The sequence below is a fragment of the Comamonas odontotermitis genome (genome assembly GCF_040396735.1).
Lineage (GTDB): Bacteria > Pseudomonadota > Gammaproteobacteria > Burkholderiales > Burkholderiaceae_C > Comamonas > Comamonas odontotermitis_C.
The window spans coordinates 254,225-267,632 of the sequence record NZ_JBEBNZ010000002.1 but is presented as its reverse complement, the minus strand read 5'-3'; the positions used below and the strand labels follow the sequence as shown (position 1 = coordinate 267,632).

Below are 13,408 nucleotides of genomic sequence, written 5' to 3'. Positions count from 1 at the left end.
GCAATCTGCCCACGGTGCGACAATAGGGGGCTTACATGACAAATTCTTTCTCCAACCTTCATCTGGCCGAGCCCTTGGCCAAGGCCATCGCCGAGATGGGCTATGCATCCATGACGCCGATCCAGGCACAGGCCATTCCTGTGGTGCTGACCGGCAAGGATGTCATGGGCGCAGCGCAGACTGGTACCGGTAAGACGGCTGCCTTTTCATTGCCGTTGCTGCAGCGCTTGATGGCGCATGAAAACAGCTCGGCATCGCCTGCCCGCCACCCGGTGCGCGCCCTGGTGCTACTGCCCACGCGCGAGCTGGCCGATCAGGTGGCCCAGCAGATTGCCCAATTTGCCAAATACACCAAGCTGCGCAGCACGGTGGTGTTCGGCGGCATGGACATGAAGCCCCAGACCATCGAGCTGAAGAAGGGTGTGGAGGTGCTGGTGGCCACACCGGGCCGGCTGCTTGACCATATTGAGGCCAAGAACGCCGTCCTCAATCAGGTGGAATATGTGGTGCTGGACGAGGCTGACCGCATGCTCGACATCGGCTTTCTGCCCGATCTGCAGCGCATCCTTTCGTACCTGCCCAAGAAGCGCACCACCTTGCTCTTCTCGGCCACGTTCTCGCCCGAGATCAAGCGGCTGGCCGGCAGCTACCTGCAAGATCCGATCACGATCGAAGTCGCCCGTCCCAATGAGACGGCTTCCACCGTCGAGCAGCGCTTTTTCAGCGCCTCCGACGATGACAAGCGCCGCGTGATCATCAAGACCCTGCGTGATCGCCAGGTTCGCCAGGCCTTTGTATTCGTCAACAGCAAGCTGGGCTGCTCGCGCCTGACGCGCACTCTGGAGCGTGACGGTCTGCGTGCCGCCGCACTGCATGGCGACAAGAGCCAGGACGAACGTCTGAAGGCGCTCGAAGCCTTCAAGCAAGGCGAAGTCGATCTGCTGGTGTGCACCGATGTGGCTGCGCGCGGACTGGACATCAAGGATGTGCCTGCCGTCTTCAACTACGACGTGCCTTTCAATGCCGAAGACTATGTGCACCGCATTGGGCGAACGGGCCGTGCGGGCGCTTCGGGTCTGGCCGTGACCCTGGTCACCAATGCCGACGCGCGCCACGTGAGCGACATTGAAAAGCTGATCAAGAAGAAGATCGAGGTCGAACCCTTCGAGCTGGATGAGCGGCCACGCGGCCGCTTCAACGACGGCCACCGGGACCGCCGCGAGCGTGAAAGCCGCGATCAACGTGGCCGCGAGCGCGACGACGAAACATCGGACCGCCGGGAGCGCTATCGCCCGGCACCCGTGTCGCGCGATCCGTTCTTTGACAAGCCCTACGAGGCGAAAGCTGCCGAGCCCGCAGCCTGGGATGCGGGCTCCAAGCCCGCACCTGCACGGGGCGCTGCCAGCGTCAAGCCACGTCGCAAGGTTGCGGCGCTTTTCAAGCCCGCACCCACGACCGAGTCGTGACACTGTGATTTCAACGGCAAGGTCTCTGCAGGAATGCAGAGGCCTTTTTCCATCTGGCTCTTCGGCGGTTGTTGAGGCTCAGCCGGGTTGCTGCGCCTGCTCGCATTCCACGTGAATGAGCTCGCGCTCTTCCAGGCTGGCACCAAAGCGCACGGCCGTCAGGCATCCGCCCCAGACACAACCTGTATCCAGCGCAATGAGGTGCGGGCGGTTCAGCTCGCCGAGCGTGGACCAGTGGCCAAAGGCGATAGTGGTCTCGGCGGTCACGCGGCCCGGCAGGTCGAACCATGGCAAATGGCCGGGAGGGGCATGTTCGGTGCTCTCGGCACTTTCAAAATCCATCCGGCCGTCGGGCGCGCAGTAACGCATGCGGGTGAGCACATTCGTGATGACGCGCAGCCGCTCCATGCCAGTGAGCTGCTCGCTCCACCGGTCGGGCTCGTTGCCATACATGGCCTGCAGGAAGAGGGGCAGTTCATCGCCCTGCAACACGGTCTCCACCTCCCGCGCGTAACGCAGGGTATCGGCCATGCTCCAGCGCTGGTGTACGCCAGCGTGCACCATCAGCAGGCTTTCTCCGCCCACATCATGGGTGCGTGCCAATGGCTGCTGCCGTACCCATTGCAGCAGTTGGTCTGCATCGGGGGCTTGCAGCACTTGGAGCAAGGTGTCGCGCCTGGAGAATTTGCGCCGTCCGTTGGCTGCGGCGAGCAGATGCAGGTCGTGGTTGCCCAGCAGCGCCCGGATGCTGTCCCCTGATTCCATGCAGCGGCGAAGGGTTTTTTCCGAATCCGGGCCCCGGTTGACCAGATCGCCCAGGAGGTAGACGGTGTCGCGGCTGGGCGAGAACTCAATTTTTGCGAGCAGACGCTCCAAAGCGCCGTCGCATCCCTGGATATCGCCAATACAGTAAAGTGACATGCTTGTTGAACTACCTGTGAACTATTTTGTTAGACGTACTTCTGATCGCGCTTTTGACCCTGCTTAATGGCGTATTTGCCATGTCGGAGTTGGCGCTGGCCAGCAGCCGTAAATCACGTCTGCTGGCCATGGCGGAAAGCGGCGACAAGGGCGCCAAGGCGGCCCTGGAATTATTGGCCAATCCTACCCAGTTTCTTTCGTCCATTCAGGTGGGCATCACTTCCATTGGCATGCTCAATGGTATTTTTGGCGAAGCCGCGTTCAGCGACGGCCTTGCGCGCTGGCTCATTTCTGCAGGAATGCCGGCCTCGGTGGCCTCCGTGGCAGCAACGGCCACGGTGATCATTGTGATCACCTACCTCACCATCGTATTTGGCGAATTGGTGCCCAAGCGCATTGGTCAGATGTATCCCGAGGCCTCGTCGCGCATGATTGCGCTTCCGCTCACATGGGTGTCCAGGATCGCCAAACCTTTCGTGTGGTTGCTGTCGGTTTCGGCGCAGTATGTGCTCAAGCTGTTGCGTATCAAGGATGAATCAAGCCGCGCCGTGACCGAGGAAGAAATCGTGGCCAGCCTCGACGAGGGCCGTGATGCAGGTGTGATCGAGCAGCACGAACACCTGATGGTGCAGAACGTCTTCCATCTGGACGACCGTCCTCTGATTTCAATGATGGTTCCTCGCGGCGATGTGCAGTGGCTGGATGCCCGGCTGACAGTGGCCGAAGCGCTGCACGAGGTGCGTGCGGCCGGAGGCAAGGGTGCGCATTCCTGGTATCCCGTCTGCCGCGAATCGCTCGACAACGTGGTGGGCCTGGTGAGCGTTGCGCACCTTCTGGATGTGGCGGATCCCAAGTCGGTGCCGGTGTCGGATCTGGTGGTGGCTGCCACCTATGTCCCTGAAACACTGAGCGGCTTCGAGTTGCTGGAGCAATTCCGCGCTCGTGCTGGTCGCATGATTTTCGTGGTGGATGAATACGGGGTCGTGCAAGGCATCATCACGCCGCGCGATGTGCTGGAAGCCATTACCGGGGAGCTCAAGCCAGGTGGTGCCAACGAGGCCTGGGCCGTTCAGAACGATGATGGCTCCTGGTATCTGGATGGCCTGATGCCGATATCCGAATTGAAGGCACGCCTGGATATCAAGGAATTGCCGGATGAAGACAAGGGCAGATATAACACGCTGGCCGGTATGCTGATGGCTGAATCCGGCCATATGCCGCCGGTGGGCGAGAAGATATATTGTGCAGGCTGGGTGTTTGAGGTAATGGCGCTGGAGGGTAAACGCGTGGACAAGGTGATTGCACGCATGGATGCCGGCCTCGCGGATTACTGATGGGAATGGCCTGCGATGTTTATGAAAATTTACATTGCCATTAATGACTGGAACAAGAAATATCTTTTTCGAATTTGATTTTTGGGTATACTGGGCCCGTTAATCAAATCACCTGGATATACCAACATGCCTACATTGAAAGAAATTGACGCCCAATTGGCGGCACTGCAAGCCCAACGTGAAGAAGTTCGCAAAAATGAACTGAAAAGCGTCGTGGAGCAGGTGCGCAGCCTCGTGGCTGAATATGGACTGAATGAGCTGGACGTGTTTCCTCCAGCCCGTGGTGGCCGCAGTGCCGCAGCAGGCTCCAAGGTTGCTCCTAAATACCGTGATCCAGCGACTGGCGCAACCTGGACTGGCCGTGGCAAGGCTCCAAAGTGGATTGAAGGCCAGGCCCGTGAGAAATTCGCGATCTGATCAAGATACCGCAATGCATGAAAACCCGCTTCGGCGGGTTTTTGCTTTCGGGGCATCGATTTTCAGCATTTCTCGGCTAAAGAAATGCTCTTTTTCATAGGGCGCTGCTATTGAAAATTTTGATCAATCTATAGGCTTATTTTTCGAATTTCTGAGGGGGAGGGATATTGGGGCAACGGGTATGACAAGTCCCTCGGTCCCGAACGGTTCTGGCGTGCCCGTACCGGGGATGGTATGGACTTTTTGAATCGGTGGAGGTGCGGTGGAGGACTGCGTCAATAGCCATATCGAATGTCTGGCGACATGCAGGTGTCGACACACGCGGGTAGACTGTCTGTTCGAGAATAATTTCTGTGGCATTGCCAAGCAAAACAGGAGCAACGATGAAATCGAGCAACCCTCAGTCGGGCAAGCATGCTTTTGCCTCCACCTTGAAGTCTCTGTCGCTGGGTAAGGCGGGCAAGGGCAGCTTCTATTCGCTGCCAGCCTTGGCCAAGCAGTATCCCAATATCAAGCGGTTGCCGGTTTCTCTGCGCATCGTGCTGGAGTCGGTGCTGCGCAACTGTGATGGCCAGCGGGTTCTGCCAGAGCATGTGGAGCAGCTCGCCAATTGGAAACCTCGGGCGGAACGCACCGAAGAGGTTCCATTCGTCGTTGCTCGCGTGGTGCTGCAGGATTTTACGGGCGTGCCCTTGCTGGCCGATCTGGCTGCCATGCGCAGCACTGCTGATCGACTGGGGAAGAAGCCCAAGGCGATCGAGCCGCTGGTGCCGGTGGACCTGGTGGTGGATCACTCGATCATGGTCGACTACTACGGCAACAAGAATGCCCTCGACCTGAACATGAAACTGGAATTCCAGCGCAACAACGAGCGCTACCAGTTCATGAAGTGGGGAATGCAGGCCTTCGACACCTTTGGCGTGGTGCCTCCGGGTTTTGGCATCGTGCACCAGGTCAACCTGGAATACCTGGCGCGCGGCGTGCACCACACCAAGGAGGGGGTGTACTACGCCGATTCTCTGGTGGGGACGGACAGCCATACCACGATGATCAATGGCGTTGGCGTGGTGGCGTGGGGCGTGGGCGGTATCGAGGCCGAAGCCGCCATGTTGGGCCAGCCCGTGTATTTCCTGACACCCGATGTCGTGGGCTTTGAGCTTACCGGCAAGCTGCGAGAGGGGGTGACGGCGACCGACCTGGTGCTGACGGTGACCGAGATCCTGCGCCGCGAAAAGGTCGTGGGCAAGTTCGTGGAGTTCTTTGGCGAGGGTACGCGCAGCCTCTCCGTTCCTGACCGGGCCACCATCGGCAACATGGCGCCCGAATACGGCGCAACCATGGGCTTCTTCCCGGTTGACAACAAAACCCTCGACTATTTTGAAGGTACTGGACGTACCAAGGCCGAAATCGAAGCATTTGAGGCCTATTTCAAGGCGCAGGACCTCTTTGGTGTTCCCAAGGCGGGGGACATCGACTACTCGCAGGTTGTCACGCTGGATCTGGGTACTGTCGCTCCCAGCCTGGCCGGGCCCAAGCGTCCGCAGGACCGCATCGAGATCGGACATGTGGCCGACAAGTTCGCCGAGCTGTTTACTGCGCCGATTGCGCAAAATGGCTTCAATCTGCCTGCGGACAGGCTCGGGCAGAGCGTGCGGGTGCATATCAACGGCGAAGGCGAAACCGCCGAGCCCGATGCCAAGCCGGTGCCAGCCGGTGCCCCGCGCAACGTGGTGGAAATGGTGGCCAACACACCCAATGTGGAAGATGCACCGGGCAGCCTGCGCAGCGAAGAGGCACAGGTGGAGGCCAAAGAGCGCGGCGGCATCGACCTGCACAACGGAGATGTGCTGATTGCGGCCATTACCAGTTGTACCAATACCTCCAACCCCAGCGTGATGCTGGCCGCTGGCCTGCTGGCCAAGAAGGCGGTGCAGGCCGGCTTGACGGTCAAGCCCCACGTCAAGACCTCGTTGGCTCCGGGATCGCGCCTGGTCACGCTCTACCTCACGGAGTCGGGCCTTTTGCCCTATCTGGAAAAGCTGGGCTTTGCGATTGCGGGCTATGGTTGCACCACCTGCATTGGCAATGCTGGCGATCTGCTGCCCGAGTTCAATGCCGCCATTCAGCAGAACGACCTGGTATGCGCGGCCGTGCTGTCCGGCAACCGCAACTTCGAGGCCCGCATCCATCCCAATATCCGGGCCAATTTCCTGGCGAGCCCGCCTCTGGTCGTGGCCTATGCCATTGCCGGCAACGTGCGCAAGGACCTGATGACCGAACCGGTCGGCAAAGGCAAGGACGGACGCGATGTATACCTGGGCGACATCTGGCCAAGTACCGACGAGGTGCACAAGCTGATGAAGTACGCCATGAATGGCAAGGCTTTCCGGGCCAACTACGAAAAGGTCACCAGCGAGCCGGGCAAGCTGTGGGAGAAGATCAAGGGCGTGACGGGAGCCACCTACACCTGGCCTCAGAGCACCTATATTGCCGAGCCTCCATTCTTCAAGAGCTTCCAGTTGGAGACCAAGCACGAGAATGCCCAGGGCGCAGACCAGTATGCCATCCACAGTGCACGAGTCATGGCGCTGTTTGGCGATTCGATCACCACCGATCACATTTCGCCAGCCGGCTCCATCAAGGAAACCTCGCCTGCCGGGCAATGGCTGCTTGCCAATGGCGTCAAGAAGGTCGATTTCAACAGCTATGGTTCGCGCCGCGGCAATCACGAAGTGATGATGCGGGGGACCTTTGCCAATGTCCGCATCAAGAACCAGATGCTGCCAGTCGGCGCCGATGGCTCGCGCGAGGAGGGGGGACTCACCATCTACCAGAACCCCGGCGAGGACCAGGGCCAGAAGCTGTTCATCTATGACGCGGCCATGCGCTATGTGGCGGCCAACACCCCCACCGTGGTATTTGCCGGCGAAGAGTACGGTACCGGATCGAGCCGGGATTGGGCCGCCAAGGGGACGCAGTTGTTGGGCATCAAGGCTGTCGTGGCCCGCAGCTTTGAGCGAATTCACCGATCCAACCTGGTGGGCATGGGGGTGCTGCCTCTGCAGTTCCTGGCAGGAGAAAGCTGGGAGACGCTGCGCTTGCGCGGCGATGAGCAGATTGACATCATTCCCGACCCCTCGCTGGCTCCGCGCAGCAAGGCCAGACTGGTCGTGCACCGTGCCGATGGCAGCAAGACCGAGACGGAACTCGTGTTGCGAATCGATACGCCTATTGAAGTGGAGTATTACAAGGAGGGCGGTATACTTCCTTTTGTACTGCGGCAGCTACTGTAAGTAACTGCTTGCAAAATATCCTAACCGGGCCCGTTCTAGCAGGGCCCGTTTGCGTTTGACGGCAATTGCTGGTCAAATGCCGCTATTTACATTTACCTTTTTTACCCCCCTCGGTAACCGATGGCACGTCCTTACACCCCCTTATCGCTTGGTCGGCGCCTGTGGGATACACATACGCGTGTCATGCTGTGCCTGCTGGCGGGAGGGGTTTTGTTGGCGGGGTTGATGGCCTCCGACGACCAAGGCATTCATTTTGCTGCCGCCTTGGGTACCTGGATTCAATTGCTGGCCCTGTTGGCGGCACTGGCCACCATTGGCTGGGGAGCGCGGCTGCTTTTGCAAAGTGCTTCGGGTGGCGCGCCTCTCGGGCGGCCCTTGTGGGTATGCAGTGCGGTGGCTCTGGCCGTCTATACCGTGTTTGCAGCGCTTCCGGTCAGTCAGGCCGAAGCCATGGTGCAGGCGCAGTCCTGGTCAATCATTGCAGTCAATCTGCTACTCTCTTTCACGCTGTTGATCATCTCGATAGATGTCAGACATCCTGCGGGCCAGGATGGGCTGGCAACCAGTGTCGAGCGCTCGGGCAGTCTGCAGTTGCGCAGCAATGCAGGCGTGCTGCTGATGCTGGTGACGTTGGCGGTGGTGGCTGCCATCGTGGCGCGTGGGTTGATTTCTTCCCATTGGGCGCAGGAATATGCCTTGCCTGCTGGCATGCTGCTGTGCTGCGGCAAGGCCTGGTGGGATACGCGCAATCTGGTGGGGCGCTCAAGCAGATGGCCGGTGCGAAGCATGACCGCTGCCGTGGCGCTGGCTGCGCTGGCGCAAGGTGCATATTCCCATATGCCCTTGGCGCTGTCGGTCATGGAGGCGGCCTGGTGCTATGCATTGTCGGTGGTGGCCTTGGTCATGCTGATGGCTTCGGTGCGGCATACCCTGGTCGGCTGGGCCTCTGCGCATCCGGAACGCCTGCAAGGGGCTGAATGGCTGGAGCAGGCGCCTATCGGCATGGTGCGTGTCGATGGAGCCGGCATCATTGTGCATGCCAACCAGACCCAACTGGAGTGGCTGGGGGTCAAGACCCTGACCGGCCAGCCCTGGATTCAGGCACTGACCCCTGCATTGCGCAGCCAGGCCCCGGAATGGATGGAGCGGCTGCGTGCGGGCGAATCGCTGGCTTTCGAGCAGAGCATTGAGACCCGGCACGGCGTGCGTCACCTGCAGACGGATCTGATGGTGGCCCCGCAGGGGTTCGATGACAATGCGTTTCTGCTGCTGTCGCATGATGTATCGATGCAGAAGCTCATGGCAGGCCGCATGCAGGAGCAGCAGTCGCAGCTGGTGTCGTTGGTCAGTGCGATCCCAGACCTGGTCGTGCTCAAGGGCGTGGATGGCCGCTTTCTGCACTGCAACCAGGCCTTTGAGCGTCTGGTGGGACTGACGCATTCGCAGATCATTGGCCGAACCACGACGGATCTGGCACTCGATGCCTACCTTCCGTCTGAGGTTGAAACCGACCTGCAGGCCAGGCACTCTCTGTCCCCTGTGGTGTACGAAGAAACCTTGCGCTTTGCCGATGGCGGCTACCAGGGACGTTTTGAGATTACCAAGTCGGCCATTCGCTCGGCAAATGGCGAGGTGACCGGCCTGCTGTGCATTTGCCGCGACCTGGCCGAACGCAGCCATGCGCGCAAGGAAATCGAGCGGCTCGAGTTCTTTGACGTGCTCACGGGCCTGCCCAACCGGCGCATGCTGATGGACCGGCTGGAATGGTCGATCCGCGCCTGCAAGCTGCGCGCCAGCTATGCGGCGCTGCTGTTCATCGATCTGGATAATTTCAAGGATCTGAATGACTCCCTGGGCCACCAGCAAGGGGATCGCCTGCTGTGCGAAGTCGGCAAGCGCCTGATCGCCAGTGTTCGCAGCGGTGATGTGGTGGCGCGCTTTGGCGGCGACGAGTTTGTGGTGCTGGTGGAGCACCTGGGCGGCGTGCGCGAGCAGGCCGAGAACCATGTCCGTGGCGTGGTGGAACACCTGATCAGCCGTTTCAACCAGCCCTTCAGCCTCGACGGTGTTGCCCACTACAGCACACCCAGCATTGGCGTGACGGTGTTTGGCGACAACGATGTGCACAGTGCCGAAGAATTGCTCAAGCGCGCGGACATGGCCATGTACCAGGCCAAATCAGCCGGGCGCAATACCCAGCGGTTTTTCGATCCGCAGATGCAGGCACAGGTCAATGCCCGTGCGCACCTCGAATCCGACCTGCGCCACGCGATTCACGATGGCGAGTTGCAGGTGTACTACCAGCCGGTGATGAACGGCCATGGGCGTCTCCTGGGGGCCGAGGCACTGGTGCGCTGGCGCCATCCGGGGCGGGGGCTCGTCATGCCCATCGAATTCATCGATCTGGCGGAGCAGACCGGGCTCATCGTGGATCTGGGCACCTTTGTCATGCGCACCGCCTGCGAGCAGCTGGCGGCCTGGGCAGGCAATCCTTTCACCGAGTGCCTCACCATCGCGGTCAATGTCAGCCCCCGCCAGTTCCGCAATGCAGGGTTTGTCGATGAAGTGCTGTCTATTTTTGACGAAACCGGCGCCGACCCGTCCAAGCTCAAACTGGAACTGACCGAGAACCTGCTGCTGGGAGACGTGAACGAGACCGTGTGCCGCATGCGCGAGCTCAAGGAACGCGGCGTGGGCTTCTCGCTCGACGATTTTGGCGTTGGCTATTCTTCGCTGGCCTATTTGAAGCGGCTGCCGCTCGACCAGCTCAAGATCGACCGCAGCTTTGTCAATGATGTGTTGAGTGATGTCAACGATGCCGTCATCGTGCGCACCATACTGGCCCTGGCCCACAACCTGGAGCTGGAGGTGGTGGCCGAAGGCGTAGAAAACGCCGGCCAGGTGGATTTCCTCGTCAGCAATGGCTGTGAGCGTTTCCAGGGTTACCACTTCGGCAGGCCAGTGCCGATCGGCGAGTTCGAACGCCTGCACGGCTTTGCTTCGTGCGCTTAGGCGCCTGTCTCCGTTTCATACACTCCTTTGAGCAATTTGCTGCGTCTTCGCGCTGGCTCAAATGCGCCTGGCCTGATCCCGGCACAATGGTGGCATGCAAGAACAGATTCTGATCGCGGGCGGGGGTATCGGGGGGCTGGCTGCAGCGCTGGCAGCAAGTCTGGCCGGTACGGAAGTGCGTCTGTATGAACGTGCCCCAGCTTTCGGCGAAATAGGGGCTGGCGTACAACTGGGTCCCAATGTGGTGCGGCGCCTGCAGGCCTGGGGCCTGCAAAAGGGATTGCAGGCCACCGCAGCCTTTCCGCAGGCGCTGGTGTCGCGCAACGCAATCAGTGGCGAGGCACTGGCCCGACTCGACCTCGGAGCCGATGCCGTGGCACGCTACGGCGCTGCCTATGCCACCATTCACCGCGCCGATCTGCACCAACTGCTGCTCGATGCCGTGCAAGGGCGCGATGGCGTGCACCTCAATCTGGACAACCCCGTGGATTACCACGAGGACAATGGCGAGGTCGTCACCATCACCACCAAGAACGGCAAGAAGATCGAGGGTGATGCGTTGGTAGGGGCCGACGGCGTCTGGAGCCGCACCCGCCTGCGCATGCTGCATGACCAGCCACCGCGCCAGACCGGTCATCTCGCCTACCGTGCCATGGTGCGCCAGGCTGATCTGCCGCCTGCGCTGCGCACGCAGGAGATCACCGCCTGGATGGGCCCGCGTTTTCATGCCGTGCAGTACCCGGTGCGCGCGGGCGAACTGCAGAACCTGGTCATCATCACCGAAGGTGCGCCGCCCGATGATCTGGAAACCTGGGACCATGCCGCCAACGCAGCGGATCTGCAGCGCAGCCTGACTGGCGCGCACCGGCAATTGCTGAACCTGGTGCAGGCCGTAGCTGCAGCAGGTTCTTCGCCATGGCGCCTGTGGCCGCTGGTGGAACGCGCACCCGTTGCGGGCCCGCATGAGATGGCCCAAGGCCTGGTGGCCCTGCTCGGGGATGCGGCGCACCCCATGCGGCCGTACCTGGCCCAGGGTGCGGCCATGGCCATCGAAGACGCAGCCGAGTTGCAGCGTGCGCTCACCATGCACGATCTGGAGTTGCCGCTGCGCTTGCGCCGCTACGCGCTCAACCGCTGGGAGCGCAATGCCAGAGTGCAGGCGCGCGCCATCCGCAATGGAGACATCTTCCATGCCCGCGGCCTGGTGGCCCTGGGCCGCGATACGGCTTTGCGTACCTTGGGCGCGCGGCTGATGGATGTACCTTGGCTGTACCGGGGAGATGGCTCATCAGCAACGGTGCTCTGAGGGGTCCCGTTCGCCTTTCGGAATGCATGGCTTCGCTTTAAAAATCATAGCTAGAGGCGCTTGCCTCTATTGATTTTCAAAGGCTTGTGGCTTTGAAGCGCACTATTGGTATGCGCGCACGGCTATCTTTTCGATAGACAGCGCTCTGCCTATCTGCCGCCTTGCTGCGCCAGCAGGGGCGATTTGGGCAGAAAACGAAAGGCCAGGCAGCCCAGCATCAGCATGGCGGCCACGAAAAGCATCACATATTCATAGGTTTCGGCCTGGTGGTGCTCGGCCCAGGCTGCGACCTTGCCCGAACCCCATTGCATCAGTGCCACGCCCAGAAACATGGCCATGGTGTAGACCGAAAGCGCGCGGCCCGTGGTCTCCTTGGGGTAGGACGAGCGCACATCGGCATACTGCAGCACCGAGTAGCCAGATACCAGACCCATCAACAGGATCAGGGCCACGGTGGCAAGCGGATGGTGCACAAAGGCGAGGGCGCAGAAGATGCTGGCCATCACGGTGGCGCCAATGATGATGCGGCGGCGGCGCCTGGCCGGGCCCGGGTCGAAGCGGCCAAAGATCGATGGCACGAACAGCGAGATCACCGACACCACCAGGGCCACATTGCCGGTGGCGACGAGGCTGAAACCGTAGCGGTCGATCAGCATCGGGCTCAGCCACAGGCCGCGCACGGTCAGGAACGACGCATAGCCAACCATGCCCATCAGCGCAATCGCCCAGGTGTGCGGCACCTTCAGGAGGCCGCCAAAGCCTTTGACGGCATTGATCCAGCTGGGCTTGGGCAGATCGTCGCTGGCCAGGCGCGGTTCGTGCACGCGCCAGAAGATCGCCAGCCACGACAGCGCACACAGCGCTGCCAGCAGCCCGAAGCCAAAGCGCCAGCCCTGGTGCTGCACCAGCCAGGCCAGCGGCGTGCCGGTGAACAGCAGACCCAGTCCCCCGACGCCCATGCCCACGCCCGACATGAAGGCAAAGCGATCACTGGGAAAGTGGCGCGAGATGAACATGGTGCAGGCCAGAAACGCGGGCGAACAGCCAATGCCGATCAGCAGCTGCCCCAGCATCAGCCAGTGGTAGCTGGGCGCTGCGGCGGAAATGGCCGAACCCGCAATTGCCAGCGGAAATGCGGTGAGTATGGTTTTGCGCAACCCGTACAGATCCATGCCAACGCCCATGAAGAGCTGGGTGACACCGAAAGACAGGCCAAACAGCCCGGCAAATGCGCCCAGCGACTCGGCAGACAGTCCAAAATCCGTTCGCAGCCCGTCGGCAATGATGGAGGTGACGGTGCGGAACGCCTGGCTCAGCGCAAAGGCCGACAAAAGGGTGAGCAGCATGGCCCACAGCACGGTGGGGGATGCGGGAGGCTGGGCGACTGCGGACGCAGCCTGGGATGGGGTTGGGTTGTTGTCGGGCATGGCACAGGCAGGCATTGGCGTGGCAGCGGCGTCGCCAGAAGCACTTTTTGCTATGTAAGAGATAGCAATTGGCGCTCATCAGGCGGGCGCTGGAGGCTGAAAATGCTGCAATCGCACATGCACACTATAGGCCAGACCCGCCGGGTCTGCAGCCCGCGCATGTCACATGCGGTAATCCTGGCAGGAGCGGATGCGGGCGCGAGGCAATGAGCAAAGGCTGCCTGCAGCGCCG

8 protein-coding genes are annotated in these 13,408 nt (G+C 61.0%); 6 read left to right on the top strand and 2 right to left on the bottom strand.

The window, feature by feature from the left end:
- The first annotated feature begins 35 nt into the window (after positions 1–35).
- Complete coding sequence (locus tag ACH2DG_RS03605; protein WP_224151665.1) at positions 36–1,466, top strand: DEAD/DEAH box helicase; 1,431 nt, start codon at positions 36–38, stop codon at positions 1,464–1,466.
- 78 nt (positions 1,467–1,544) lie between these two features.
- Here the strand turns inward: ACH2DG_RS03605 and ACH2DG_RS03600 are convergent, their stop codons facing one another.
- Positions 1,545–2,387, bottom strand: coding sequence for a symmetrical bis(5'-nucleosyl)-tetraphosphatase (locus ACH2DG_RS03600; RefSeq protein WP_395024333.1), 843 nt, complete (start codon positions 2,385–2,387; stop codon positions 1,545–1,547).
- Positions 2,388–2,440: 53 nt separating this feature from the next.
- On the opposite strand from ACH2DG_RS03600, the gene ACH2DG_RS03595 reads away from it, so the two are divergent.
- From ACH2DG_RS03595 to ACH2DG_RS03575, 5 genes are all read left to right on the top strand, one after another.
- Complete coding sequence (locus tag ACH2DG_RS03595) at positions 2,441–3,721, top strand: hemolysin family protein (RefSeq protein ID WP_395024332.1); 1,281 nt, start codon at positions 2,441–2,443, stop codon at positions 3,719–3,721.
- A 126-nt stretch (positions 3,722–3,847) separates the two neighbouring features.
- Positions 3,848–4,138 carry an H-NS family nucleoid-associated regulatory protein gene (locus tag ACH2DG_RS03590; RefSeq protein WP_395024331.1) on the top strand — a complete coding sequence of 97 codons (291 nt, stop codon included), beginning with the start codon at positions 3,848–3,850 and terminating at the stop codon, positions 4,136–4,138.
- Between the two features lie 383 nt (positions 4,139–4,521).
- Positions 4,522–7,431 carry an aconitate hydratase gene (locus ACH2DG_RS03585; RefSeq protein WP_395024330.1) on the top strand — a complete coding sequence of 970 codons (2,910 nt, stop codon included), beginning with the start codon at positions 4,522–4,524 and terminating at the stop codon, positions 7,429–7,431.
- A 120-nt stretch (positions 7,432–7,551) separates the two neighbouring features.
- Positions 7,552–10,443 carry a putative bifunctional diguanylate cyclase/phosphodiesterase gene (locus ACH2DG_RS03580; RefSeq protein WP_395024329.1) on the top strand — a complete coding sequence of 964 codons (2,892 nt, stop codon included), beginning with the start codon at positions 7,552–7,554 and terminating at the stop codon, positions 10,441–10,443.
- Positions 10,444–10,537: 94 nt separating this feature from the next.
- Positions 10,538–11,749 (top strand): FAD-dependent monooxygenase, encoded by a 1,212-nt coding sequence (locus ACH2DG_RS03575; protein ID WP_395024328.1) that lies wholly within the window; start codon positions 10,538–10,540, stop codon positions 11,747–11,749.
- Between the two features lie 149 nt (positions 11,750–11,898).
- On the opposite strand, the gene ACH2DG_RS03570 is transcribed toward ACH2DG_RS03575, so the two are convergent.
- The gene (locus tag ACH2DG_RS03570) at positions 11,899–13,176 is read right to left on the bottom strand and encodes an MFS transporter (RefSeq protein ID WP_395024327.1); all 1,278 of its coding nucleotides are present in this window, start codon (positions 13,174–13,176) and stop codon (positions 11,899–11,901) included.
- Positions 13,177–13,408 lie beyond the last annotated feature (232 nt).